This is a genomic window from Agromyces sp. NPDC029043, from assembly GCF_055564615.1.
In genome coordinates, this window is the sequence record NZ_JBVHVX010000025.1 from 14,969 (window position 1) to 38,213 (window position 23,245).

Consider the following 23,245-nt stretch of genomic DNA (forward strand, 5'->3'; position numbering starts at 1 on the left):
AAGTCGGGCGCCGTCGGCTCGCCCTCAGGCCGGCGAGTGGAACCGCTGCTGCGCCGCCACGAGCCCCTGCTCGACGACCGCCTCGACGGCGTCGGCGGCATCCGACAGCAGGTTCGGGAGCGCGTCGCGCTCGGGCCCGGCGAAGTCGCGCAGCACGTAGTCCGCGGCATCCATGCGCCCGGGAGGGCGCCCGATGCCGACGCGAACGCGCGTGAAGTCGGCGGACCCGGCGGCCTTCTGGATGTCGCGCAGCCCGTTGTGGCCGCCGTGCCCGCCGCCGAGCTTCAGGCGCACGGTGTCGAACGGGATGTCGAGCTCGTCGTGCACGACGATGAGGCGGTCGACGCCGAGCGAGTAGAACTTCAGGAGCGCCGAGACGGGGCCGCCCGACGTGTTCATGTAGCTGTTGGGCTTGGCGAGCACGAGCTTGGGCCGGCCCGGACCGAGGAACCCTTCGGCCACCCGCGAGGGTGTCTTGTGGCTCTTGAAGCCCGCACCGACGCGTGCGGCGAGCTCGTCGGCGACCATCTGGCCGACGTTGTGGCGGTTGCCGGCGTACTGGGCGCCGGGGTTGCCGAGGCCGACCACGAGCCAGGTGTTGTCGGACACGACCTCGTCCTTCCGGCGGTGCAGGAGGCGGTCGAGCAGGTTCACGATGCCTCCGGGCTGGTGGGTGGGAACGGCGAAGGGCCCGCGGCCCCGCGATCCGAGCGTACCCGGATGCGGCGCCGCGAGCCCTCGCGATGGTGGCGACGGAGCGCGGTCGGCTACTCGGCCGACTCCTCCGAAGCGGCCTCCTCGGCCTCCTCGGCGCCCTCGGCTGCGGCGGCCTCTTCGCCCTCGGCGGCCTCGGCCTCCTCGCCCAGGTCGACCTTCTGCGGCACGTGCACGTTGATGACGAGCGTCTCGGGGTCGCTGAGGAGCGCGGCGCCCTGGGGCAGCTCGACGTCGCTCGCGAAGAGCTTGGTGCCGTCCTCGAGGCCCTCGACGCTGACGACGACGTTCTCGGGGATGTGGGTCGCCTCGACCTCGAGCGAGAGGGTGGTCGCGTCGAGGTCGGCGATGGTGCCGGAGGCGGGCTCGCCCTCGACGTGCACCGGGACCTCGACCTGGACCTTCTCGCCGCGCTTGACGACGATGAGGTCGAGGTGCTCGATGATCTGGTGCACCGGGTCCTTCTGCACGTCCTTCACGAGCGCGAGCTCGGACGTGCCGCCGATCTGGAGCTCGAGCACGGCGTTGGCCTTGCGCACGAGCAGCAGGATCTGGTGACCCGGCAGCGTGAGGTGGCGGGGGTCGGTGCCGTGGCCGTAGAGCACGGCCGGGATCTTGCCGGCGGCGCGGATCTTGCGCGCCGCGCCCTTGCCGAACGTCTCGCGCGTCTCGGCGACGACCTTGTTGTCTTCGTCCATGGTGATGGCTCCTTGCGGGCTCGCGGCCCAGGGTGGGGTGTCTGTCTTCAACTCGAACGCATGCGCGTGAGGAACAGCCGTGAAGCTCGCTTCCACCGCGTCGATCACGGATGCCGCACCCGGACGGGTCCGGGCGGTGGCGACATCCCTCGCCGAAGTTCAATCGCCCAGTCTAGCGGATGGCGCGGCCGGCGCCCGAACGGGAAGCCGAAGCCCCGACGACGGGCGCCGATATCCTCGACGCATGAGCTCCCGCCTGCACGACCTGGCCGTCGAGCACCTGGGCACGCGGATCGTCTCGGGGGAACTCGCGGCCGGGACGGTGCTGCGCACCGACGCGCTCGAGGACGACCTGCGGGTGTCGCGCTCGGTCGTGCGCGAGGCGGTGCGCGTGGCGCAGTCGCTCGGGCTCGTCGAGACCGTCAAGCGCGTCGGCATCCGGGTGCTTCCCGTCGGCTCGTGGAACCTCTTCGACCCGTCGATCATCCGCTGGCGGCTCGAGTCCGAGCAGAAGGGCGGGCAGCTGCGCTCGCTGACCGAGTTGCGGACGGCCGTCGAGCCGGTCGCGGCCGAGCTCGCCGCGCGGTTCGCACCGCCCGAGCTGGGGAGCGAGCTCATGCGGATCGCCGCGGCGATGCGGACCGCGGGCCGCGCGGGCGACGCCGCCGCGTTCCTCGAGCTCGACGTGGAGTTCCACCGCACGGTGCTGCGCGCCTCGGGCAACGAGATGTTCGCGGCGCTCGGCGACGCGGTCGGCGAGGTGCTGCGGGGCCGCACGTCGAGCGGGCTTATGCCGGCACGCCCCAACGAGGACGCCATGCAGTGGCACGTCGACGTCGCTGATGCGATCCTCGCGGGGCGGTCCGACGCGGCGCGCGAGGCGATGCTGCGCGTGCTGGGCCGCACGGCCGACGACGTCGAGCGGACGTGGCGGGATCTCCCGCGGGCGCTGCCGGTGTCGTGACGACGTCACCCTGAGCCATCCGACTTATAAATCATACTTATTGAGTGTCATACTGATTGACGTCTGATTCTTGACCGGCATCCGACTGCTAGCGTGGTGCCGGAAACCGCACCGACGCAGGAGCACGAGCATGCCCGAGAGCACCACCCCAGCCAGCGCCAACATCGGAGTCGTCGGACTCGCCGTGATGGGCTCCAACCTGGCCCGCAACCTCGCGAGCCGCGAGGGCAACACCGTGGCGGTCTTCAACCGCTCCCCCGAGCGCACGCGCACGCTGACCACCGAGCACCCCGAGGCCGGCTTCGTCGCGTCCGAGAGCTACGACCAGTTCGTCGCCTCGCTCGCCAAGCCCCGCACCGCGATCATCATGGTCCAGGCAGGCAAGGGCACCGACGCCGTGATCTCCGAGCTCGTGTCGCGCTTCGAGCCGGGCGACATCATCGTCGACGGCGGCAACGCGAACTTCCACGACACGATCCGTCGCGAGGCCGAGATCTCGCCGACCGGCATCCACTTCGTGGGCGCCGGCATCTCCGGCGGCGAAGAGGGCGCGCTCAACGGGCCCTCGATCATGCCCGGCGGCTCGGCCGAGTCGTACGAGACGCTCGGCCCGATCCTCGCCTCGATCGCCGCGGTCGCCGAGGGTGAGCCGTGCGTGACCCACGTCGGCACCGACGGCGCCGGTCACTTCGTCAAGATGGTGCACAACGGCATCGAGTACGCCGACATGCAGCTCATCGCCGAGGCGTACGACCTCATCCGCCAGGGCACCGGCAAGTCCCCCGCCGAGATCGCCGACATCTTCGCCGAGTGGAACACCGGCGAGCTCGAGAGCTACCTGATCGAGATCACCGCCGAGGTGCTGCGCCAGGTGGATGCCGCGACCGGTCAGCCGCTCGTCGACGTCATCCTCGACGAGGCCGGCGCCAAGGGCACGGGCGCGTGGACCGTGCAGAACGCGCTCGACCTCGGCGTCCCCGTCTCGGGCATCGCCGAGGCCGTCTTCGCACGCAGCCTCTCCTCGAAGCGCGCGCAGCGCGAGGCCGCCGCCGACCTGCCCGGCCCGTCGGGCGATTGGACGGTTGCGCCGGACGATGCCGACGCGTTCGTGGAAGATGTGCGCCGCGCGCTGTACGCGTCGAAGATCATCGCCTACTCGCAGGGCTTCGACGAGATCGTCGCGGGCGCCGAGCAGTTCGGCTGGGACGTGCACAAGGGCGACATCGCCAAGATCTGGCGCGCGGGCTGCATCATCCGCGCGCGGTTCCTCAACCGAATCGCCGAGGCCTACGCCGACGACCCGGGCCTCGTCGCCCTCGTGACCGCGCCCTACTTCCGCGATGCGGTGGCCGGCGCACAGGACAGCTGGCGCCGCGTCGTGCAGGTCGCCGCCGGCGCGGGCATCCCGACCCCGGCGTTCTCGTCGTCGCTCGCGTACTACGACGGCCTCCGCGCCGACCGCCTGCCGGCCGCGCTCGTGCAGGGCCAGCGCGACTTCTTCGGCGCGCACACCTACCAGCGCGTCGACAAGCCCGGCGTGTTCCACACGCTGTGGTCGGGCGACCGCTCGGAGATCGAGACCACGCCCTCCTCGCACTGAGGCCGGACGGTCTGAGCAGGGCGGGCGCGGTGCCGACCATGGGGAAGACCAGGTGGCAGGAGGAGGGGCAGGACCCGGACTACCGGTTCACGCTCGCCAACGAGCGCACCTTCCTCGCCTGGATCCGCACCGCGCTCGCGCTGCTCGCGGGCGGCGTGCTCCTGCACCAGTTCGCGACCGGGCTCGAACCGCGCGTGGTGCTCGTCGTGGTCGCGGTCGGGCTCGGCATCGTGTCGACCGCGCTCAGCGTCATCGCCTACACGCGCTGGCGCGCCAACGAGATCGCCATGCGGCACGGGCGGCCCCTCCCGTACGGGTGGGCGCTGCCCGTGCTCGCCGCGACCAGCCTGCTCACGGCCGCGGTGCTCACCGTCGTCCTGATCGCGTCCTGAACCCGGCCGTGCCCGCCCTCCGCGTTCCCGCAACCGGTGATCCCGGCCTGCAACCGGAGCGGACGGCGCTCGCCTGGGGTCGCACGTCGCTCGCCATCGCGGTGAACGCGCTGCTCTCGCTCCGCGCGGGCCTCGTGCTCGGCGAGGCCTCGCTCGTCGCGGTCGGCGCGCTCCTGTTCGCCGCCGCCGGCGCGGCGGTCGCGGTCGGGGCGATCAGGCGCCGCCAGCTCTCAGGGGATATCCTGACGATCACGCCGCCGCGCTGGGCGCTGCCCGGCGTGGCCGGAGCAACGGTGCTGGCGAGCTTCGCCGGGATCGTCTCGGTGCTCGTCGAAGGAGGCAGCGGATGAGCGACTGGCATCCGGAGTTCGAGGAGGACTCCCGTCCGCTGCGCACCGAGCGCCGGCGGCGGATGCTGCGCGTGGTCGTCCTCGTCGCGCTCGGCGCGATGCTCCTCCCCCTCGTGCTCTCCGCCGTCGGCGTCGCGCGCGCTGCGGCTGAGCGGGCCTGCGCGATCTACGCGAACGCGTACGACCTCGGCGCGTCGTCCGCGGTCGCCTTCGACCTGTTCGCGCAGGGCGGCCCCGGGTGGCTCTGCTTCGCGCACCCGTCGGATGCCGGCCACGACACGCTGCTCGGCAACCTCGGGCTCATGCCCGCGGCGCCGCGATTCACCGAGCCGGGTCGCCCGACGTAGCCCCCGCGTCGCCGGTCACTCCGCGAGCAGCCGCTCCTTGACCTGGCGCCGGATGACCTTGCCGATGAGCGAGCGCGGCAGGTCGTCGACCTGCACCACGCGACGCGGCACCTTGTAGGCGGTGAGGCGTTCGCGCGCCAGCGACCGGATCGACTCCGCGTCGAGCGACGCGCCCGGCCGCAGCACGACCGCGACGACGACCTGCTCACCCGACCGCTCGTCGGGCAGGCCGACGACGGCGCAGTCCTCGACGTCGGGGTGGTGGCGGATCGCCTCCTCGACCTCGCTCGGCGCGACGTTGAAGCCGCCCGTGATGATGAGCTCCTTGATGCGATCGACGATGGTCACGAACCCGGCCTCGTCGATCGTGACGATGTCGCCCGTACGGAACCACGGCGCGCCCCCGGCGGGATCGTCGACGAAGACCGCCGCGGTCTCCTCGGGCTTGTGCCAGTACCCCTGGAACACCTGCGGGCCGCGCACCACGAGCTCGCCCCGCTCGCCCGCCGGCACGTCGTGCGCGGGCTGATCGGGGTCGACCACGCGGCACTCGGTGTCGGGCAGCGGCAGGCCGACCGTCCCGGCGCGACGGGTCGGCGCGACGGGATTGGCGATCAGCACGGGCGAGCACTCCGAGAGGCCGTACCCCTCGACGAGGTACCCGCCGGTCTGCGCCTCCCATGGCTCGACGACGTCGGCCGAGAGCGGCATGGCGCCCGAGATGGCGATGCGGATGCCGCGCAGCGACACGCCCTGCTCGACCGCGGCCCTCGTGAGCCGCTCGTAGATCGGCGGCACGGCGGGCAGGAACGTCGGCGGCCGCCTCTTCACGACCTTCAGCACGAGGTCGGGATCGAAGCGCGGGAACAGCACGAGGCGAGCCCCCATGCTCATTGCGAACGTGAGGCACAGCGTGAGCCCGTACGCATGGAACATCGGCAGCACGGCGTACACGACCGACGTGCCGCGCTCGATCTCGGGCACCCAGGCGCGCGCCTGCGCAGCATTCGCGAGCAGGTTCGCGTGGGTGAGCGTCGCGCCCTTCGGGTTGCCGGTCGTCCCGCTCGTGTACTGGATCACTGCCACGTCGCCGACGTCGGGCGCGTGGATATGGGGGGCGATGCGGTCGGATGCCACGAGCTCGCGCCAGGTGATCGTGCCGTGCACGGTCGTGGTGAGCGCCTCGCGCGCCTCGCGCGCCCTCGCGATCGGCAGCCGGAGCGCGGCCCGCGTCGTGAACGGCATCGCGCGCGTGAGGTCGACCGACACGACGTGACGCATCGCCAGGTCGTCGGGGAAGTCCTGGATGGTGCCGACGACCTTGTCCCACGCGATGACGACCCGCGCGCCGTGGTCCTCGAACTGGTGCCGCAGCTCGCGCGGCGTGTACAGCGGGTTGTGCTCGACCACGATCGCGCCGAGGCGCAGCACCGCGTAGAACGCGACGACGTGCTGCGGGCAGTTCGGCAGGACGATGCCCACCGGGTCACCCTGCTGCACGCCCAGCCGGCGCAGGCCCTCGGCCGCACGCTCGACCTGCTCGAGCAGCTCGGCGTAGCTCGTGACGCGGCCGAAGAACTCCAGCGCCGGACGGTCCGGATACTCCGCGGCTGAGGCCTCGATCAGGTCGACGAGCGACCCCGTCGGCGCCGGCAGCTCATGCGGCACGCCCGGCGCGTAGCTGGCGAGCCACGGTCGCGCCGCGGCATCCGCCATCAGGCCGCCCCGTCGAACATGCTCGTGACCGAGCCGTCGTCGAAGACCTCGTGGATGGCGCGCGCGAGCAGCGGCGCGATGGGCAGGACGGTGAGCCGGTCCCAACGCTTCTCGGGCGGGACGGGGAGCGTGTCGGTGACGACGACCCGGTCGATCGCGTCGGACTGCAGGATCTCGACCGCGGGGTTCGAGAACACGGCGTGCGTGGCCGCGACGACGACGCCGATCGCACCGTTCTTCTTCAGCGCCTCGGCGGCCTTCGCGATGGTGCGGCCGGTATCGATGAGGTCGTCGACGAGCAGGCACACGCGGCCCTCGACGGTGCCGACGATCTCGTGCACCGAGACCTGGTTCGGAACGAGCGGGTCGCGGCGCTTGTGGATGATCGCGAGGGGCGCGCCGAGCTTGTCGCTCCAGATGTCGGCGACGCGCACGCGGCCCATGTCGGGCGAGACGACCGTGAGCGTCTGCGGGTCGAGCAGCTCGCGGAAGTGCTCGAGCAGCACGGGCATGGCGAAGAGGTGGTCGACGGGGCCGTCGAAGAAGCCCTGGATCTGGGCGGCGTGCAGGTCGACCGACATGATGCGGTCGGCGCCCGCGGCCTTGTACAGGTCGGCGACGAGGCGCGCCGAGATCGGCTCGCGGCCACGGCCCTTCTTGTCCTGGCGGGCGTAGGGATAGAACGGGGAGACCACCGTGATGCGCTTGGCCGAGGCCCGCTTGAGGGCGTCGACCATGATCAGCTGCTCCATGAGCCACTCGTTGATCGGCGCCGCGTGCGACTGGATCACGAACGCGTCGGTGCCGCGCACGCTCTCGTCGAAGCGGGCGTAGAGCTCACCGTTCGCGAAGGTGCGCGCGTCGGTGGGCATGAGCTCGGTGCCGAGTTCGACCGCGATCTGCTCGGCGAGCTCGGGATGCGCGCGCCCGGACACCAGCACGAGGCGCTTCGATCCGGTGGTCTCGATTCCCGACATGTGTGCTGTCCTTCCCACCGGGGTCGCTCTCAGTCCTGGCCCTGCTCGCCGCTCTCCGCTGTGGCGGAGGTCTCACCGACCTGCGCCGCCTGCGCGGCGCCGGCCGCCTCGGCCGCCGAGGTGCCCGCGCGGTGCGTGAGCACCCAGCCGTCGAGGTTCCGCTGCGGCGCGACGTTGACCGCGAGCGCGCCGGCCGGAACATCCTTGCGGACGACCGTGCCCGCCCCCGTGTAGGCGCCGTCCCCAATCGTAACGGGCGCGACGAACACGCCGTGCGAGCCCGTGCGCACGTGCGAGCCGATCGTGGTGCGGTGCTTGTTCACGCCGTCGTAGTTCGCGGTGATCGAGCCGGCGCCGATGTTCGAGCCGACGCCGATCTCGGTGTCGCCGACATACGACAGGTGCGGCACCTTGCTGCCCTGTCCGATGTGCGCGTTCTTGGTCTCGACGAACGTGCCGATCTTGCCGTCGGCGTCGAGCACGGTGCCGGGGCGCAGGTACGCGAAGGGACCGACGGAGGCGCCCTCGCCGATCACGGCGAGCGTGCCGTCGGTGCGCCGCACCTCGGCGTTCGGGCCCACCTCGCAGTCGAGGAGGGTCGTGTCGGGCCCGACGACCGCGCCGGTCGCGATCGCGGTGGCGCCCTTCAACTGGGTGCCGGGCCGGATGGTGACATCGGGCTCGATGCGGACCGCGAGGTCGATCCAGGTCGTCGCCGGGTCCTCGACCGTGACGCCGTTGAGCTGCCAGCCGCGCACGATGAGCGCGTTCAGCCGCGCGGCCGTCTCGGAGAGCTGGGCGCGGTCATTGACCCCCGCCACGAGCCAGGACTCGGACACCGGACGCGCCTTGACCTCGGACCCGGCGGCGCGCAGGTGCTCGATCACGTCGGTCAGGTACTTCTCGCCCTGCGAGTTCTCGAGCGTGAGGTTGGCGAGCTGGTCGCGCAGCGCGTTCACCCCGAACGCGTACACCCCCGCGTTGACCTCATCGATCGCGAGCTCCTCCTCGGTGGCGTCCTTCTGCTCGACGATGCGGTCGAACGCCCCGTCGGCGCCGCGGACGATCCGGCCGTAGCCGGTGGGGTCGTCGTAGCGCGCAGAGAGCACCGAGGCCGCAAGCCCGTCGGCGCGGTGCCGCTCGAGGAGCTCGGTGAGCGTCGAGGCGTTCAGCAGGGGCACGTCGCCGTTGAGCACGAGCACCTCGCCGGCGAAGTCGGCGGGCAGGGCCTCGACGGCCTGCTCGACGGCGCGCCCGGTGCCCGGGACGTCGTCCTGGTCGACGATCACGGTTCCCGGGAGTTCGGCCTCGATGGCCTCGGCGACGAGGTCGCGCTCGTGGCGCACCACGGCGACCACGTGCGCGGCGTCCAGCGCACGTGCCGTGGCGAGCACGTGCGCGATGATGGGCGCGCCCGCGAGGGGGTGGAGGATCTTCGGGGTGGCCGACTTCATGCGCGTGCCCTGGCCTGCGGCGAGCACGACGATCGCGAGGTTGTTGTCCATGCTCCGCCACCAGGATTCGAACCTGGTCCTCACAGCTCCAAAGGCTGTCGTGCTGCCGTTACACCATGGCGGACCGCGCCGGACGGGGTCCGCCGAGCGCCTACCAAGTCTGCCACGCGGCATCCGTCGGCTCTGAACGGATGCCGCAGCGCCGATGCGATACTTGCGGCATGACGGCGGACGCGGACGAGGTGGACCGGATCGTCGACGACTGGGAGCGCGAGCGCCCCGACCTCGACTTCGCCCCGCTGCAGGTCTTCTCCCGCGTCGGGCGACTCTCGAAGCTGCTGGACCGCGCGCGCAAGCAGGCGTTCGAGCGGTCCGAGCTGGAGTCGTGGGAGTTCGATGTCCTCTCGGCGTTGCGACGCGCGGGCACGCCCTACCGGTTGCCGCCGAAGGCCCTCCTCACCCAGACGCTCGTCTCGAGCGGCACGATGACGAACCGCATCGACCGGCTCGTCGCTCGCGGCCTCGTCACGCGGCAGACCGATCCGCACGACGGCCGCGGCATCCTCGTCGAGATGACCGCTGCCGGCCTGACCCGCGTCGACGCGGCGATCACCCGGCTCGTCGACGCCGAGGCCGAGTTGCTCGCCGGTCTGCCGCCCGCCGAGCAGCGCCGCCTGGCGGCGCTGCTGCGGAAGCTGTCGCTCGGCTTCGCCTGAGCGGCGCCGCGAGGGTCGCGACTCGCCGCGCCGCCGCTGCGGCGGACGGCGTGTCGCGCCCCCTCGGCGCCTACCGGCGCAGCACCCTTCGCGCGAGCCAGTTGCCGAGGTACTGCACCACCTGCACGAACACCACGATGAGCAGCACCGCCGCCCACGTGACGATCGGCTCGAACTGCCGGTAGCCGTACAGCTGCGCGAAGTAGCCCAGGCCGCCGCCGCCGATGAGCCCGGCCATGGCCGACATGTCGATCACCGCGATCACGATGAACGTGTATCCGAGGATCAGCGGGCCGAGCGCCTCGGGCACGACCACGGTGCCGAGCGTCCGCCACGGGCCCGCACCCATCGAGCGCGCCGCCTCGATCACGCCGGGACGCACCGTGATGAGGTTCTGCTCGACGATGCGCCCGATCGCGAACGACGCCGCGAGCGAGAGCGCGAAGATCGCGGCATCCGTGCCGATGCCGGTGCCGATCACGGCGCGCGTCAGCGGCTGCACGGCCGCGATGAAGATGATGAACGGGATGGGGCGGAAGAAGTTGATGACGACGTTGAGGGTGTTGTTCACGACCGCGTTCGGCAGCAGGCCGCCGCGTCGCGTGACGTAGAGGCCCGTGCCGAGCAGGAATCCGCCGGCCCCGCCGAACAGCATCGTGAGGGCGACCATGTAGAACGTCTCGGCGGCGGCCGTCCAGAACTCGGGCGCGAGCTCGATGAGCTTGTCCATCAGCGGGCCTCCGTCACGTCGGCGTGCTGCGAGATCGCCGCGATCGCGCGGTCGATCGCGGCATCCTCGCCCCGGATCGCCAGGGTGAGGTGGCCGAACGCGCGTCCGCGGATGTCGTTGATGCCGCCGTAGACGAGCTCGAACTCGAGCCCGGCAGCGGCGAGGTCGACGAAGACCTGCGCCTGCGACGCGTCGCCGTCGCGGAACGAGCACGTGACGATGCGGCCCACGTGGCGCTCGCGCAGCACCGCGAGCTCGGCCGGCGACGGGATGCCCTTGATGACCGTCCCGACGAACTTCTGCGACGACGGATGCCGCGGGCTCGAGAACACGTCGAAGACGTCGCCGTGCTCGATGACCCGGCCCCGGTCCATCACTGCGACCTTCGTCGCGATCGACTGGATCACGTCCATCTCGTGCGTGATGACGATGATCGTGACGCCCTGCTCCTGGTTGACGCGCTTGAGCAGCGCGAGCACCTCCTGCGTCGTCTCGGGATCGAGCGCGCTCGTCGCCTCGTCGGCGAGCAGGATGCGCGGGCGCGTGGCGAGCGCGCGGGCGATGCCGACGCGCTGCTTCTGGCCGCCCGAGAGCTGGTCGGGGTGGGCGCCGGCCTTGTCCGCGAGCCCGACGAACTCGAGCAGCTCGTCGACGCGGGCCCTGATCTCGGCCTTCCTCCAGCCCGCGACCTTCAGCGGGTACGCGACGTTGCCGCGCACGGTCTTCGCGTCGAACAGGTTGAACTGCTGGAAGATCATGCCGATGCCGAGGCGGATGCGGCGGAGCTCGCGCTCGGCGAGCCCCGTGATCTCGCGGCCGTCGATGCGGATCGAGCCGCTCGTCGCCGGCTCGAGTGCGTTCACGAGACGGACCAGCGTGGACTTGCCGGCACCCGAGTAGCCGATGATGCCGTAGACGTCGCCCGCCTCGATGTCGAGCGAGACGTCGTCGACGGCGGTCACCGCGTCGGCCTTCCGGTCGGCGGCCGGGTAGGACTTGGAGACGTGCTCGAGGGTCACGAGCGCCATGGGATTCCTCCTGCGCGCACGCCCGAGCGGGCGGGGCCGTTCGTGGCGCCCCCGCCCGCTCGCGTGCGGTCGATTCGTGGGTCGGGCTCGGGCCGAGTGCGTCAGCCCTGGGCCCGGGTGTCGTGCTCGACGTCGGCGAGCGACGACTCGAGGTCGGCGACGGGGATCTCGACCGAGACGCCCGTGCCCGCCGAGGCCTCGTCGAGACCGGCCTGCACCTCGGGGTCGGTCTGGAAGATCTCGACGAGCTTGAGGTAGGTCTCGTTCTCGGCGTCGTCGGCGCGCGCGGCGAAGATGTTCACGTAGGGCAGCGCGTTGGGGTCGGACGGGTCGTCCTTCGCGATGGCGTCCTCGAACGAGAGGCCGGCGTCCTCGACGAAGTCGTTGTTGATGACCGCCGCCGCGACATCCGGCAGGCTCGTCGCGGTGAGCGACGCCTCGAGCGGGGTGACCTTCACCTTCGAGTTCGCCTCGTCGATGTCCGCGACGGTCGAGAAGATCGACCCGCCGTCCTCGAGCTCGATGAGGCCAGCCGACTGCAGCACGAGCAGGGCACGAGCGAGGTTCGAGGGGTCGTCGGGAACCGCGACGGTGTCGCCCTCCTGGATGTCGTCGACCGACTCGACCTTCGTCGAGTACAGGCCCAGCGGGTAGATCTGCGTCGAGCCGATGGGCGTGAGGTCGGCGTCGGCGGAGACGTTGTAGTCGGCGAGGTAGACGATGTGCTGGAACTGGTTGAGGTCGAGCTCGCCCTCGGTCAGCGCCGGGTTCGGCTGGGCGTAGTCGGCGAAGTCGACCAACTCGATCTCGATGCCGGCCTCGGCCGCGGCCTCCTCGAAGGCGGGCCACTGCGGGTCGGACTTGCCGACGACGCCGATGCGGACGACGTCGTCCCCCTCGGAGGCCCCGGCCGACGAGCACGCGGCGAGGCCGATGACGAGGGGGGCGGCCGCGAGCGCGGCGATGAGCTTGGTTCGGGTGCTGGGCATGGTGCAGTTCCTTTCGCGTGGGCGCGCGCGATCGGGTGCCGGATGTGGCGTGGTGAGACGGCACGGCGATACACCGGAGTTGGCGGTGGGGGCTTCGATGCCGCGATCGCGGGCGCACTTCCACGTTAGGCGAAGGATCTGCGTGCTATTGACCACCCGGTCATCGGGCGTCACAGATCCTGCGCGCTCAGCCCTCGATCTGTTCGGAAACTTCGAGCCATCGCGTCTCGAGGTCGGCGACGGCGGTCTCGAGCCGCCCCAGTTCATCGCCGAGCGCCCCGAGTCCGACGTAGTCGGACTGGTCGTGGCGGGCGAGCTTCTCGTGCTGCTCGACGATCTGCGCCTGCAGCTTCTCGAGGCGCCGGTCGATCGACGCCAGCTCCTTCTCGGCCGCGCGGCGGTCGGCGCCGGTGAGCGCGGCTGCGACTGCCGCGCCCTCCGAGGGTCGAGCCGCCGCCGGCGCAGCCGGGCGCGTCTCGAGACCCTGCTTCCTCAGCTCGAGGTACTGCTCGACCCCGCGCGGCAGGTCGCGCAGGTGCCCGTCGAGGATCGCGACCTGCCGGTCGGTGACGCGCTCGACGAGGTACCGGTCGTGGCTGACGACGAGCAGCGTGCCCGGCCACGCGTCGAGCAGGTCCTCGATCGCGGCGAGCATGTCGGTGTCGAGGTCGTTGGTCGGCTCGTCGAGGATCAGGACGTTCGGCTCCTGCAGCAGGATCAGCAGGAGCTGGAGTCGCCGCTTCTGCCCACCGGAGAGGTCCTTGACCGGCGTCGCGAGCTGCTGGTTGGTGAACCCGAGCCGCTCGAGCAGCTGTCCGGGCGTGAGCTCGACGGCCTTCGAGCCCGAGCCCACCACGTAGCTCGTCTTCTGCGCGGCGACCACGGCGCTCACGCGTTCGTCGGCCCAGTCGGCGAGCTCGGCGAGCTCCTGGCTCAGTACCGCGATCCTCACGGTCTTGCCGCGCTTGACCCGCCCGGTCGTCGGCGGCACCTCGCCGGTGACGAGCTTCAGCAGCGTCGACTTGCCGGCGCCGTTGACGCCGAGGATGCCCGTGCGCTCGCCCGGCGCGATGCGCCACTCGAGCTCGTGCAGCACCGTCTTCACCGCGCCATCCGGTGCCGGGTACTGCACCGTGACGTCGAGCAGGTCGACGACGTCCTTGCCGAGCCGCGACACCGCGAGGCGGTTCAGCTCGACCGGGTTGCGCACGGGCGGCTCGTTCTCGATGAGCTGGTTCGCCGCATCGATGCGGAACTTCGGCTTCGACGTGCGCGCCGGAGCACCGCGGCGCAGCCACGCGAGCTCCTTGCGCATGAGGTTCTGGCGCTTGGCCTCGGATGCCGCGGCCATCCGGTCGCGTTCGACGCGCTGCAGCACGTACGCGGCGTATCCGCCCTCGAACGGCTCGACGATCCCGTCGTGCACCTCCCACGTGGCCGTGCACACCTCGTCGAGGAACCACCGATCGTGCGTCACGACCACGAGCGCGCCGTCGTTCGCCGCCCAGCGGCCCTGCACGTGCCGGGCGAGCCAGGCGATGCCCTCGACGTCGAGGTGGTTCGTGGGCTCGTCGAGGAACAGCACGTCCCAGTCGCCGATGAGCAGCGCCGCCAGCCCGACGCGCCGGCGCTGGCCGCCCGAGAGGTCGCCCACCCGGCCGTGCCAGGGCACGTCGGCGAGCAGTCCCGCGATCACGTCGCGCACCTTCGCGTCGCCGGCCCACACGTGCTCCTCGATGCCGCCCACGACCGCCTCGGCGACCGTGGTGGACGGGTCGACCATGTCGGCCTGGTCGAGCATGCCGATGCGGATGCCGCGGCGCACCGTCACGCGCCCGCCATCGGGTTCGAGCCGACCGGCGAGCATCTTCATGAGCGTCGACTTGCCGTCGCCGTTGCGACCCACGATGCCGATGCGGTCGCCCTCGTCGACGCCGAGGGTGACCTCGTCGAAGACGACGCGCGTGGGGAACTCGAGGTGCAGGCGCTCGGCGCCGAGGAGGTGTGCCATGTCCTGCCCACCCTACTTCCCGCGCGCCGGCGCCCGCCCTGCTCCTCCAGGGTCTCGAGAGTATGCCACCTTGGCGACGATCGGCATACCACCGCCGCCCGAACGGGGCCGACGCGCGAGGAGGGCAGGAGGAACGGGAGGGCTGCGCTCAGCGGGTGAGGACCCGGGCGCCGTGCACGGGTCCGTGCACGCGCACCGCGGTGAGCCGCGCCGCCGAGAGCGCGACCTGCAGCTCGATCGCCGAGTCGGCGTCGTCGACGAGGAATGCGACGGTCGGGCCCGATCCCGAGATGAGCCCCGCGAGTGCGCCGTTGTCCTCGCCGAGCTTCAGGATGCCCGCGAGGCCCGGCGCGAGCGACAGCGCCGCCGACTGGAGGTCGTTGTGCAGTGCGGCCGCGAGGCGCCGCGCGTCGCCGGCACGCAGCGCCTGCAGCACGGCGGTGTCGACCGCCGGCGTGTCGAGGGCGGATGCCGCGCCGTGGCGGCGGTCGCCCCACTCGGGTTCGAGGCCGGCGTCGCGCCGGCGGTCGAGTTCGCGGTAGACGGCGGGCGTGGACAGCCCGAACTCCGCGACCGCGAGCACCCAGTGGAATGAGCCGGTCGCGAGCGCGGGACTGAGCCGGTCGCCGCGGCCGGTGCCGATCGCCGTGCCGCCCGAGAGCGCGAACGGCACGTCGGCGCCGAGCGACGCGGCCAGCGCGTGGAGCTCCTCCTTGGGCAGGGCGGTTCCCCAGAGCGCGTCGCACGCGACGAGGGTCGCCGCGGCATCGGCCGATCCGCCGCCCATCCCGCCGGCGATGGGCACGTGCTTGTCGATCTCGAGCCGAACCCCGCCGGGCACGCCGGCGTGGCGGGCGAGCAGCTTGGCGGCGCGGATCGCGAGGTTCGAGGCATCCGTCGGCAGCAACGATGCGTCGACCGAACCCGAGAACGCGACCGAGAAGTCGTCGTCTGGCCAGGCCCGCACGTCCTCGTAGAGCGACACGGCCTGGTAGGCGGTGGCGACGTCGTGGTACCCGTCGGCGTCGAGCGCGCCGACCCGCATGAACACGTTGATTTTGCCGGGCGCCCGGACGTGCACCGCCTCGTCGGTCGCCGCGAACGTCATGCGCTCAACGCTAGGGCATGGCGGGTGGGCATGGCGTCAGCCGACGCGTGCGAGCCATTCGCGCAGCGTGGCCTTGATCTCGGCGACCCGCGAGCCGTCGGGCATGCGGCCCCAGGTCAGCGAGATCGACGATCGCCCTTCGCCGCGCGGGCTCGCGCCGGCGAGCACGAACTCGCCGCCGTCGAGGTGGAAGCGGGCGGTCGGGTTGCGCGCCCCGGTGTTGCGCGCGAGCGCCTCGACCCCCGTCTCTGCCGTCACGATGTCGGCGAGCGCCTCGAGCGCGGCCACGGGGTCGAGCGCCACCGTGCGCGACACGCTCGCCTCGAACCGGCCGTCCTGTCGCTGCCCCGGATCCCGGATGCCGCGGGCCTGCTCGTACGCGACGGTCACGTGCTGCGACCACCACGGCTCGACGCCCTGGTCGCCCGCGAGCCACGCGGCGATCTCGGCGTGCCGCCACTCGGCGGCGCCCGCGTCGTCGAGGATCGCGAACCACTCGTCGTGCGTGCGCCCCGTGGCGTCTCGCACCGAGCTCTCGCCGACGCCCTCGCGGGAGGATCCGATGTCACCGCTGCCCTGGGTCATGCCGACACCGTACTCCCGCCCCGGGGCACGGTGGCAGGGGGTTGCCGGGCGTCGGCCGGCAGGCTCGTCGACGCCGGCGGCGCCGGCTCAGGCGACGGCGGCGGATGACGCGGCGCGCGCGATCCGCAGGAAGTCCTCGACCGTGAGCTGCTCGCCGCGGGCCTGCGGGTCGACGCCCGCCCGCGCGAGCACGTCGCTCGCGGCCGCGGCCGAGCCGCCGAGCCGCGCGGAGAGCGACTGCCGCAGCATCTTCCGCCGCTGCTGGAACGCGGCGTCGACGAGGTCGAAGACGGCGACACGCTCGGCGTCGGTACCCGGCGGGTCGCCGGGAGCACCGTCGCGTTCGAAGCCGACGAGCACGGAGTCGACGTTCGGGACCGGCCAGAACACCATCCGCGACACCTGCCCGGCGATGCGCCACCGCCCGTACCAGGCGGCCTTCACGCTCGGCCCGCCGTACACCTTCGAGCCCGGCTCGGCCGCGAGCCGGTGCCCGACCTCGGCCTGCACCATGACGATGCCCGAGCGCAGCGAGGGGAACCGTTCGAGCAGGTGCAACAGGACGGGGACCGACACGTTGTAGGGCAGGTTCGCGACGAGCCGCACGGGTTCGCCGGGCAGCTCCTCGACGCGGAGCGCGTCGTCGTGGACGACCGTGAGCCGCGTGCCGGGCTGCATGACCTTCACGGTGTGCGGCAGCTGGGCGGCGAGCCGCCCGTCGATCTCGACGGCGATGACGTCGGCGCCCGCCTCGAGCAGGCCGAGCGTCAGGGAGCCGAGACCCGGCCCGATCTCGAGCACGGTCTCGCCGCGCTCGACGCCGGCGGTCTGCACGATGCGGCGCACCGTGTTGCCGTCGTGCACGAAGTTCTGGCCGAGCTTCTTGGTGGGCGTGACGCCCAGCAGCTCGGCGAGGTCGCGGATCTCGGCGGGCCCGAGCAGGCGCGGCGTGCGGTCGGCGCCGTCTGCCTCGTGCCGATGCGCGTTCACGCCCTGCTCCCCCGCACGGTCTCGATGGTGCGGCAGGTCTGGCCCGCCGACGTCGCGGCGCGCCGCATCACGGCGAACCCGGGGTGGCGGATGGCGCGAACCCGTCGCTCCATGATCCGTAGGCGCGGACGGTGTTCGCGGCGACCAGCGCGCAGAGCTCGTCGAGGTCGGCGCCGAGCTCGTTCGCCATGAAGCGCATGGTGTGCGGCACGAGGTACGGCGCGTTCGGCCGCCCGCGCAGCGGCGCGGGCGTGAGGTACGGCGCGTCGGTCTCGACGAGGATGCGCTCGCGCGGCACGACCCGCAGCGCCTCGCGGAGGTTCTCGGCGTTCTTGAACGTGACGTTGCCGGCGAACGAGCAGTACCACCCGGCGTCGCCGGCGAGCCGGGCGAGGTCCTCGCCGCCCGAGAAGCAGTGGAAGATCGTGGTCTCGGGCGCGCCGACGCGTCGGAGCGTCGCGACGACCTCGTCGTGCGCGTCGCGGTCGTGGATCTGCAGTGCGGCGCCGTGGCGCTTCGCGATGTCGATGTGCGCCTCGAACGAGCGGTACTGCGCGTCGCGGCCGTCGTCGCCGGTGCGGTAGAAGTCGAGGCCGGTCTCGCCGACGGCGCGCACGCGCGGCTGCGCGGCGAGCTCGTCGATCACCGCGAGGGCCGCGTCGAGCTCGCCGCGGGCGTCGAGCTCGGGCGCCTCGTTCGGGTGGAGCGCGACGGCGGCGAGCAGGCGCGGCTCGCGAGCGGCGAGTTCGGCCGACCAGCGGCTGGTGGCGACATCCGTGCCGACCTGCACCGCCCCGGCGACCCCGACGGATGCCGCGAGCTCGAGGTGCTCGTGCGCCGTCAGCGGCAGCGCGCCGTCGGCGATCTCGAGGTGCGTGTGGTTGTCGTACACGGCGACGGCCAGGGGCTCGGGCGCCGGCGGGTACTCCGCCGCGCGCCCCCCGTCGGAGCGCGTGCGGAGGTGCGCCGCGCCATCCGCGCCAGACGTCACTCAGCCACCTCGACGCGCGGGAACAGCGGCTCGAGCGTCGAGACGCGCGCGCCGACCGGCCACTCGTAGGCCAGGTCGATGCGCTGCTCGTCGACCCCGCCCTCGGCGCCGAGCGCCGACCAGAGCTTCGCGGTCGCCTTGGGCAGCACCGGCGAGAGCAGCACGGCGAGCGTGCCGAGGCCGTGGTACGCCGTGGCGAGCACCGTCTCGAGGCGTTCGCGCCGGTGCGGGTCCTTCGCCAGCGCCCACGGCTCCTCGGCCGTGAGGTACCCGTTGAGCGCGTCGACGAGCGTCCAGACCGAGGCGATGGCGTCGTGGATCTGCAGGCGCTGGACCGCCGCCCACGCGGCATCCGTCGCCTCGCGCTCGAGCCGGGTGATCTCGCGGTCGGCAGCGCTCGGCTCGCCGCCGCTCGGCACCTCGCCGTCGCAGTACCGGCCGATCATCGCGATCACGCGCGACGCCAGGTTGCCGAAGCCGTTCGCGAGCTCGGCCTGGTAGCGGGCCGCGAGGTCCTCCCACGAGAACGAGCCGTCCTGGCCGAAGTGGATCGCCGAGAGGAAGTAGTAGCGGAATGCGTCGGAGCCGAACGTGTCGGTGATCTGCTCGGGCGCGATGCCGGTGAGTTTCGACTTCGACATCTTCTCGCCGCCGACGAGCAGCCAGCCGTGGCCGAACACCCCGCGGGGCACGTCGAGGCCGGCGGCCATGAGCATGGCCGGCCAGATGACGGCGTGGAACCGGAGGATGTCCTTGCCGACGATGTGCTGGGCAGGCCAGCGGCGGGCGAACGCCGCCTCGTCCTGGCCGTAGCCCGTTGCGGTGACGTAGTTGAGCAGCGCGTCGAACCACACGTAGACCACGTGCGTCTCGTCCCACGGCACCTTGACGCCCCAGTCGAAGGTCGACCGCGAGATCGAGAGGTCCTCCAGTCCCCGGCGCACGAAGCTCACGACCTCGTTGCGCGCCGACTCGGGCTGCACGAAGTCGGGGCGCGACTCGTAGAGCTCGAGCAGCCGGTCCTGGAAGGCCGACATGCGGAAGAAGTAGTTCTTCTCGTGCAGCAGCTCGACGGGCTTCGAGTGGATGGCGCAGACGAGCTGCCCCTCGTACTCCCCCGTGCCGTCGACGAGCTCGGACTGCTGCTTGTACTCCTCGCAGCCCACGCAGTAGTAGCCCTCGTACTCGCCCGTGTAGATCCATCCCTCGTCGAACAGGTGCTGGAGGAACTTCTGGACGTTGACCTCGTGCCGCTCGTCGGTCGTGCGGATGAAGTCGTCGTTGGCCACGTCGATGGTGTCGAGCAGCGGCTTCCACGCCTCGTCGACGAGCTTGTCGGCCCACTCCTTCGGGCTCACGCCGTTGGCCGTCGCGGTGCGGAGGATCTTCTGGCCGTGCTCGTCGGTGCCGGTCAGCATCCAGGTGTCGCGCCCCGCCTGCCGGTTCCACCGCGCGATGACGTCGGCCGCCACCTCGGTGTAGGCGTGCCCGATGTGCGGCACGTCGTTGACGTAGAAGATGGGCGTGGTGATGTAGAACGAGGAGGCGTCGGCCATGCGGACAATCCTACGGGCGGCGCTCGGCGCGTAACGCCGGGGCGGATGCCGCGCGCGGGCCCGCCGCGGCGGCCGCCGGCCGCGTGGTCAGCCCGGCTGCGTCGCCTCGGTGCCGACCGTCGGCGTGGGGCCCGTGCGGAGCTGGCGCGCCCGGCCGTCGCCGATCACGGGCGGGAGCACGCCCTCGACCCGCAGCCGTTCGTGCGGCGTCGGGACCCCGATCGTGACGTCCTGCTGCCTGAGGCGGGCCGGCTTGACCTTCTGCCCCTTGTAGTCGACGAGCTGCATGCCGATCACGATCTTGCCCGCCGAGTCGCGCTGGTCGAGCTGCCGGTAGGCGTCGCCGATCTCGGCGAGCGGGAACACGTCGGCGATCGGCAGGCGGACCTGGCGGTCGGCGACGAGCTGGGCGACGCGTCCGAGCGCGAGCGTGTCGCCCGCGTAGAGCTTGACGGCATGGTGGTCCTCGACGGCCGCCCAGTCCGTGGTGGTGAAGACACGCGTCTGCGGCACGCCGAGCCTCGCGGCCTCGTCGGCCTGCCCGCCGAGGAAGTCGAGGAACGCGGACACCGGAGCTGCGGAGACCTCGCGGACCCGCTCGGCCAGCCGCGGGCCGTACCCGATCGGCACGATCCCGAACTGGCGGACGAAGTCGAACCGCTCCTCGGCGGTCGTCCCGATGACGGCCGCCCCGCGGGCCCGGGCGAGCTGGGCGGCCAGGCAGCCGATCCCGCCGGCGGCCGCGGTGATGACCACCACGTCGCCGCGGCCCAGGTTGAGGCCCTCCACCGCGCCGAGGGCGGTGGTGCCAGCCACGTAGAGCGAGCCCGCGATCTCCCACGAGAGGGAGGTGGGCTTGGGCAGCAGCTGCGCCTCGGGCACGACGACGTGCGTCGCCTGGGCTCCTCGCGCGACGTACCCCATGACCTCGGCGCCCCGGCGGAACCGGGTCGCACCCGGTCCGACGGCGGCGACGACGCCGGCGAGCTCGCGCCCCTGGCCGGAGGGGAACTCGACCGGCCACCGACCCGGATCGGTCCCGAGCCGCACGGCGGACTCGACTGGCGAGATGCCCGCGGCGTAGACCTCGACGAGGACCTCGCCCGGTCCCGGCTGCGGGGTCGGGATCTCATGGACCTCGAGCACCTCCGGCCCGCCGAACGCGCTGAACCTCACTGCCTGTGCCATCACGCCACCCCCTGGACTCCGTCGTCGGGGCCATCGTGCGCGCGGGGTGTGTGAGCGGCATGGGAACCACCTGTGATTCTCATGCAAATGAATGGATTACGCCGACCGGCTTCGGCGGAGGTTCAGGATGCCCCGTCGCCGGCGTCGCGCTCCCTGGCGCGATCGCGCTCCTCCCGCTCCTCGCGATGCCTGGCCCGGACGCGGCCATCGCCGATCACAGGCGGCACCGACTCCTCGACGTCGATGTGCCGGTGCGGCGTCGGGACCCCCAGCGTGACGTCCTGCTCCTTCAGCTCGGGCTCGTGCACGCGCTGCTGGTCGTACTGCACCACGCGGAAACCGAGGACGATCTTGCCGGGCGCATCGCGCCGGTCGAGTGCGCGGTAGGCGTCGGAGGCCCGCTCGACGGGGAACACGTCGGCGATGGGGAGCCGTACGCGACGCGCCGCGACGAGGTCGGTCACGCGCCGCAGCGCCACGAGATCCCCCGGCTCGACCGCGCCGATGCCGTGCTCCTCGACCGCCGTCCGGTCGAGCACCGTGATGATGCGCGACGGCGGCACCCCGAGCGCCATCGCCTCGGGGGCCTGCCCGCCGAGGAAGTCGAGGAACGCCGTGACGGGGGCGCTCGTCCGCTCCCGCACGCGATCGGCCAGGCCCGGTCCGTAGGCCAGCGGGATGACGCCGTACTGGGCGAGGAAGTCGAGCCGCGCCTCGGCGCTCGTGCCGATGACGGTCGCGCCGCGCTGCAGTGCGAACTGCGCCGCGAGGCATCCGACGCCGCCGGCGGCCGCCGTGACCACGACGACGTCGCCGGGGCCGAGGCCGAGGCCCTCGACCGCCGACCAGGCCATCGTGCCGGCGGTGTACAGCGAGCCCGCGACCTCCCACGGCACCTCGACGGGCTTGCGCATGAGCTGCCGTTCGGGCACGACCACATGCGAGGCCTGCGCGCCCTCGTCGACGTAACCCATCACGGCGTCGCCGCGCGAGAACGCCACGACGCCCGGACCCGTCGCCGCGACCACCCCGGCGAGGTCACGGCCCTGGCCGCGCGGGAACGCGCCCGGCGCATCGCCCTCCGCCTCGCCGCGCCGGATGAGGCTCTCCATCGGATTCAACCCGGTGGCGAAGACCTCGACGAGCACCTCGCCCTCGCCGGGCTCGGGCGTCGGCACCTCCTCGACGGCGAGCACATCCGGATCCCCGAACCGGTGATACCTGATCGCGTGGACCATGTCGCACCTCCCCGTGCGCCTGGCTCGATTCTCCTCTCCTCGAGGGCGAACCGCGAGGGGTCGCAGGTCGCAGGGGTCAGCCGCGCCGCGCGCCGAGCGCCGCCTCGTAGAGGTCGCGCTTGCCGAGCCCGGTCTCCGCGGCGACGATCCCGGCCGCCTCCTTCAGGCGGGTGCCGGATGCCGCGAGCGCGAGCACCCGCGCGACGGCGTCGTCGGCGTCGACCGGTGCGGGCTCGCCGGCGCCGCCGACCACGATGCAGATCTCGCCGCGCACGCCGCCCGCCGCCCACTCCGCCAGCTCGCCGAGCGGCCCGCGGCGGACCTCCTCGTGCAGCTTCGTGAGCTCCCGGCACACCGCGGCGGGCCGGTCGGCGCCGAACGCCTCGGCGAGCGCTGCGAGGCTCGCGGCCAGGCGGGACGGCGCCTCGAAGAAGACGAGCGTACGGCGGTCGCCCGCGAGCTCGGCGAGCCGACGCATCCGCTCGCCCTGCTTGCGCGGCGGGAAGCCCTCGAACGCGAACCGGTCGGTAGGGAGCCCGGATACTGCGAGCGCCGTGATCACTGCGCTCGGTCCGGGGATCGCGGTGACGTCGACGCCCGCCTCCACCGCCGCCTGCACGAGCGGGAAGCCGGGATCGGACACCGTCGGCATGCCCGCGTCGCTCAGCACGAGCAGGTCGCCGTCTCGCGCGAGGTCGACGAGGTCGGCCGCGCGGGCGCGCTCATTGTGCTCGTGCAGCGCGACGAGCCGCGGCCGGTTGGCGATGCCGAGCGCGGCGAGCAGCCGCTGGGTGACCCGCGTGTCTTCCGAGGCCACGACCTCGGCCTCCTCGAGCGCCTGGCGCAGTCGCGCCGACGCGTCGCCGAGGTTGCCGATGGGCGTCGCCGCGAGGATGATCACCG

At 72.4% G+C, this 23,245-nt stretch carries 23 protein-coding genes and 1 tRNA gene; 6 read left to right on the forward strand and 18 right to left on the reverse strand.

The features are described 5' to 3' along the window. Positions 1-24: 24 nt before the first annotated feature. Together pth and ACZ4TW_RS21525 are read right to left on the reverse strand one after the other, a co-directional pair. On the reverse strand, positions 25-654 hold the full coding sequence (pth, locus tag ACZ4TW_RS21520; RefSeq protein ID WP_465546224.1) for an aminoacyl-tRNA hydrolase: 630 nt from the start codon (positions 652-654) through the stop codon (positions 25-27). Positions 655-767: 113 nt separating this feature from the next. After that, the gene (locus ACZ4TW_RS21525; protein WP_465546226.1) at positions 768-1,412 is read right to left on the reverse strand and encodes a 50S ribosomal protein L25/general stress protein Ctc; all 645 of its coding nucleotides are present in this window, start codon (positions 1,410-1,412) and stop codon (positions 768-770) included. A 244-nt stretch (positions 1,413-1,656) separates the two neighbouring features. On the opposite strand from ACZ4TW_RS21525, the gene ACZ4TW_RS21530 reads away from it, so the two are divergent. The 5 genes from ACZ4TW_RS21530 (at position 1,657) to ACZ4TW_RS21550 (ending at position 5,065) form a co-directional block, all read left to right on the forward strand. Beyond that, positions 1,657-2,376: a FadR/GntR family transcriptional regulator gene (locus ACZ4TW_RS21530; RefSeq protein ID WP_465546228.1), complete on the forward strand. Its 720-nt coding sequence runs from the start codon at positions 1,657-1,659 to the stop codon at positions 2,374-2,376. A gap of 130 nt (positions 2,377-2,506) precedes the next feature. Then, the gene (gene gndA, locus ACZ4TW_RS21535) at positions 2,507-3,976 is read left to right on the forward strand and encodes an NADP-dependent phosphogluconate dehydrogenase (RefSeq protein ID WP_465546230.1); all 1,470 of its coding nucleotides are present in this window, start codon (positions 2,507-2,509) and stop codon (positions 3,974-3,976) included. A 38-nt stretch (positions 3,977-4,014) separates the two neighbouring features. Beyond that, complete coding sequence (locus ACZ4TW_RS21540) at positions 4,015-4,368, forward strand: YidH family protein (protein ID WP_465546232.1); 354 nt, start codon at positions 4,015-4,017, stop codon at positions 4,366-4,368. Between the two features lie 8 nt (positions 4,369-4,376). Continuing rightward, positions 4,377-4,718 (forward strand): DUF202 domain-containing protein, encoded by a 342-nt coding sequence (locus ACZ4TW_RS21545; RefSeq protein WP_465546234.1) that lies wholly within the window; start codon positions 4,377-4,379, stop codon positions 4,716-4,718. Next, entirely contained in the window at positions 4,715-5,065 is a 351-nt protein-coding gene (locus ACZ4TW_RS21550) for a hypothetical protein (RefSeq protein WP_465546236.1), read from the forward strand. Before ACZ4TW_RS21545 ends, ACZ4TW_RS21550 begins: the two co-directional genes overlap by 4 nt. 15 nt (positions 5,066-5,080) lie before the next feature. Here the strand turns inward: ACZ4TW_RS21550 and ACZ4TW_RS21555 are convergent, their stop codons facing one another. The 4 genes from ACZ4TW_RS21555 to ACZ4TW_RS21570 all read right to left on the reverse strand — a co-directional run bounded on the left by ACZ4TW_RS21555 (position 5,081) and on the right by ACZ4TW_RS21570 (position 9,336). Beyond that, a complete protein-coding gene (locus ACZ4TW_RS21555; protein ID WP_465546238.1) occupies positions 5,081-6,781 on the reverse strand; it encodes a long-chain-fatty-acid--CoA ligase in 1,701 nt (566 codons plus the stop codon). Beyond that, positions 6,781-7,758 carry a ribose-phosphate diphosphokinase gene (locus ACZ4TW_RS21560; protein ID WP_465546240.1) on the reverse strand — a complete coding sequence of 326 codons (978 nt, stop codon included), beginning with the start codon at positions 7,756-7,758 and terminating at the stop codon, positions 6,781-6,783. Before ACZ4TW_RS21560 ends, ACZ4TW_RS21555 begins: the two co-directional genes overlap by 1 nt. Before the next feature lie 29 nt (positions 7,759-7,787). Further along, complete coding sequence (glmU, locus tag ACZ4TW_RS21565) at positions 7,788-9,263, reverse strand: bifunctional UDP-N-acetylglucosamine diphosphorylase/glucosamine-1-phosphate N-acetyltransferase GlmU (protein ID WP_465546242.1); 1,476 nt, start codon at positions 9,261-9,263, stop codon at positions 7,788-7,790. Between the two features lies 1 nt (position 9,264). Then, positions 9,265-9,336, reverse strand: a tRNA-Gln gene (locus ACZ4TW_RS21570). 97 nt (positions 9,337-9,433) lie between these two features. Between ACZ4TW_RS21570 and ACZ4TW_RS21575 the strand changes: the two genes are divergently transcribed. After that, positions 9,434-9,928, forward strand: a complete 495-nt coding sequence (locus ACZ4TW_RS21575) for a MarR family winged helix-turn-helix transcriptional regulator (RefSeq protein WP_465546244.1) — start codon at positions 9,434-9,436, stop codon at positions 9,926-9,928. Positions 9,929-9,998: 70 nt separating this feature from the next. On the opposite strand, the gene ACZ4TW_RS21580 is transcribed toward ACZ4TW_RS21575, so the two are convergent. From ACZ4TW_RS21580 to rsmI, 12 genes are all read right to left on the reverse strand, one after another. Then, complete coding sequence (locus ACZ4TW_RS21580) at positions 9,999-10,658, reverse strand: methionine ABC transporter permease (RefSeq protein ID WP_465546246.1); 660 nt, start codon at positions 10,656-10,658, stop codon at positions 9,999-10,001. After that, positions 10,658-11,686: a methionine ABC transporter ATP-binding protein gene (locus tag ACZ4TW_RS21585; protein ID WP_465546248.1), complete on the reverse strand. Its 1,029-nt coding sequence runs from the start codon at positions 11,684-11,686 to the stop codon at positions 10,658-10,660. The genes ACZ4TW_RS21580 and ACZ4TW_RS21585 overlap by 1 nt, the downstream gene beginning before the upstream one ends. A gap of 101 nt (positions 11,687-11,787) precedes the next feature. Next, positions 11,788-12,675 carry a MetQ/NlpA family ABC transporter substrate-binding protein gene (locus ACZ4TW_RS21590; protein ID WP_465546250.1) on the reverse strand — a complete coding sequence of 296 codons (888 nt, stop codon included), beginning with the start codon at positions 12,673-12,675 and terminating at the stop codon, positions 11,788-11,790. Between the two features lie 187 nt (positions 12,676-12,862). Beyond that, on the reverse strand, positions 12,863-14,686 hold the full coding sequence (locus ACZ4TW_RS21595) for an ABC-F family ATP-binding cassette domain-containing protein (protein WP_465546252.1): 1,824 nt from the start codon (positions 14,684-14,686) through the stop codon (positions 12,863-12,865). A 148-nt stretch (positions 14,687-14,834) separates the two neighbouring features. After that, positions 14,835-15,794, reverse strand: a complete 960-nt coding sequence (locus ACZ4TW_RS21600) for a 4-(cytidine 5'-diphospho)-2-C-methyl-D-erythritol kinase (RefSeq protein ID WP_465546254.1) — start codon at positions 15,792-15,794, stop codon at positions 14,835-14,837. A gap of 36 nt (positions 15,795-15,830) precedes the next feature. Continuing rightward, on the reverse strand, positions 15,831-16,379 hold the full coding sequence (locus ACZ4TW_RS21605; RefSeq protein ID WP_465546256.1) for a DUF4287 domain-containing protein: 549 nt from the start codon (positions 16,377-16,379) through the stop codon (positions 15,831-15,833). A gap of 87 nt (positions 16,380-16,466) precedes the next feature. Then, positions 16,467-17,369 (reverse strand): 16S rRNA (adenine(1518)-N(6)/adenine(1519)-N(6))-dimethyltransferase RsmA, encoded by a 903-nt coding sequence (gene rsmA, locus ACZ4TW_RS21610; RefSeq protein ID WP_465546258.1) that lies wholly within the window; start codon positions 17,367-17,369, stop codon positions 16,467-16,469. A 67-nt stretch (positions 17,370-17,436) separates the two neighbouring features. Further along, positions 17,437-18,360 (reverse strand): TatD family hydrolase, encoded by a 924-nt coding sequence (locus ACZ4TW_RS21615; RefSeq protein WP_465546260.1) that lies wholly within the window; start codon positions 18,358-18,360, stop codon positions 17,437-17,439. Beyond that, complete coding sequence (gene metG, locus ACZ4TW_RS21620) at positions 18,357-19,916, reverse strand: methionine--tRNA ligase (RefSeq protein ID WP_465546261.1); 1,560 nt, start codon at positions 19,914-19,916, stop codon at positions 18,357-18,359. The genes ACZ4TW_RS21615 and metG overlap by 4 nt, the downstream gene beginning before the upstream one ends. Before the next feature lie 87 nt (positions 19,917-20,003). After that, complete coding sequence (locus ACZ4TW_RS21625; protein WP_465546263.1) at positions 20,004-21,104, reverse strand: NADP-dependent oxidoreductase; 1,101 nt, start codon at positions 21,102-21,104, stop codon at positions 20,004-20,006. A gap of 122 nt (positions 21,105-21,226) precedes the next feature. Then, a complete protein-coding gene (locus ACZ4TW_RS21630) occupies positions 21,227-22,342 on the reverse strand; it encodes an NADP-dependent oxidoreductase (RefSeq protein ID WP_465546265.1) in 1,116 nt (371 codons plus the stop codon). 76 nt (positions 22,343-22,418) lie between these two features. Next, positions 22,419-23,243, reverse strand: coding sequence for a 16S rRNA (cytidine(1402)-2'-O)-methyltransferase (gene rsmI, locus ACZ4TW_RS21635; protein ID WP_465546267.1), 825 nt, complete (start codon positions 23,241-23,243; stop codon positions 22,419-22,421). Between the last annotated feature and the right edge of the window lie 2 nt (positions 23,244-23,245).

What these genes read in the sequence shown, in the direction of transcription:
- ACZ4TW_RS21605 (WP_465546256.1), bottom strand. Translation starts at nt 16,379, where the DNA reads ATGACCCAGGGCAGCGGTGACATCGGATCCTCCCGCGAGGGCGTCGGC.
- glmU (WP_465546242.1), bottom strand. Translation starts at nt 9,263, where the DNA reads ATGGACAACAACCTCGCGATCGTCGTGCTCGCCGCAGGCCAGGGCACG.
- metG (WP_465546261.1), bottom strand. Translation starts at nt 19,916, where the DNA reads ATGGCCGACGCCTCCTCGTTCTACATCACCACGCCCATCTTCTACGTC.
- ACZ4TW_RS21585 (WP_465546248.1), bottom strand. Translation starts at nt 11,686, where the DNA reads ATGGCGCTCGTGACCCTCGAGCACGTCTCCAAGTCCTACCCGGCCGCC.
- ACZ4TW_RS21530 (WP_465546228.1), top strand. Translation starts at nt 1,657, where the DNA reads ATGAGCTCCCGCCTGCACGACCTGGCCGTCGAGCACCTGGGCACGCGG.
- ACZ4TW_RS21550 (WP_465546236.1), top strand. Translation starts at nt 4,715, where the DNA reads ATGAGCGACTGGCATCCGGAGTTCGAGGAGGACTCCCGTCCGCTGCGC.
- ACZ4TW_RS21630 (WP_465546265.1), bottom strand. Translation starts at nt 22,342, where the DNA reads ATGGTCCACGCGATCAGGTATCACCGGTTCGGGGATCCGGATGTGCTC.
- ACZ4TW_RS21625 (WP_465546263.1), bottom strand. Translation starts at nt 21,104, where the DNA reads ATGGCACAGGCAGTGAGGTTCAGCGCGTTCGGCGGGCCGGAGGTGCTC.
- ACZ4TW_RS21580 (WP_465546246.1), bottom strand. Translation starts at nt 10,658, where the DNA reads ATGGACAAGCTCATCGAGCTCGCGCCCGAGTTCTGGACGGCCGCCGCC.
- ACZ4TW_RS21600 (WP_465546254.1), bottom strand. Translation starts at nt 15,794, where the DNA reads ATGACGTTCGCGGCGACCGACGAGGCGGTGCACGTCCGGGCGCCCGGC.
- ACZ4TW_RS21590 (WP_465546250.1), bottom strand. Translation starts at nt 12,675, where the DNA reads ATGCCCAGCACCCGAACCAAGCTCATCGCCGCGCTCGCGGCCGCCCCC.
- ACZ4TW_RS21560 (WP_465546240.1), bottom strand. Translation starts at nt 7,758, where the DNA reads ATGTCGGGAATCGAGACCACCGGATCGAAGCGCCTCGTGCTGGTGTCC.
- ACZ4TW_RS21575 (WP_465546244.1), top strand. Translation starts at nt 9,434, where the DNA reads ATGACGGCGGACGCGGACGAGGTGGACCGGATCGTCGACGACTGGGAG.
- ACZ4TW_RS21525 (WP_465546226.1), bottom strand. Translation starts at nt 1,412, where the DNA reads ATGGACGAAGACAACAAGGTCGTCGCCGAGACGCGCGAGACGTTCGGC.
- gndA (WP_465546230.1), top strand. Translation starts at nt 2,507, where the DNA reads ATGCCCGAGAGCACCACCCCAGCCAGCGCCAACATCGGAGTCGTCGGA.
- ACZ4TW_RS21540 (WP_465546232.1), top strand. Translation starts at nt 4,015, where the DNA reads ATGGGGAAGACCAGGTGGCAGGAGGAGGGGCAGGACCCGGACTACCGG.
- ACZ4TW_RS21595 (WP_465546252.1), bottom strand. Translation starts at nt 14,686, where the DNA reads ATGGCACACCTCCTCGGCGCCGAGCGCCTGCACCTCGAGTTCCCCACG.
- ACZ4TW_RS21555 (WP_465546238.1), bottom strand. Translation starts at nt 6,781, where the DNA reads ATGGCGGATGCCGCGGCGCGACCGTGGCTCGCCAGCTACGCGCCGGGC.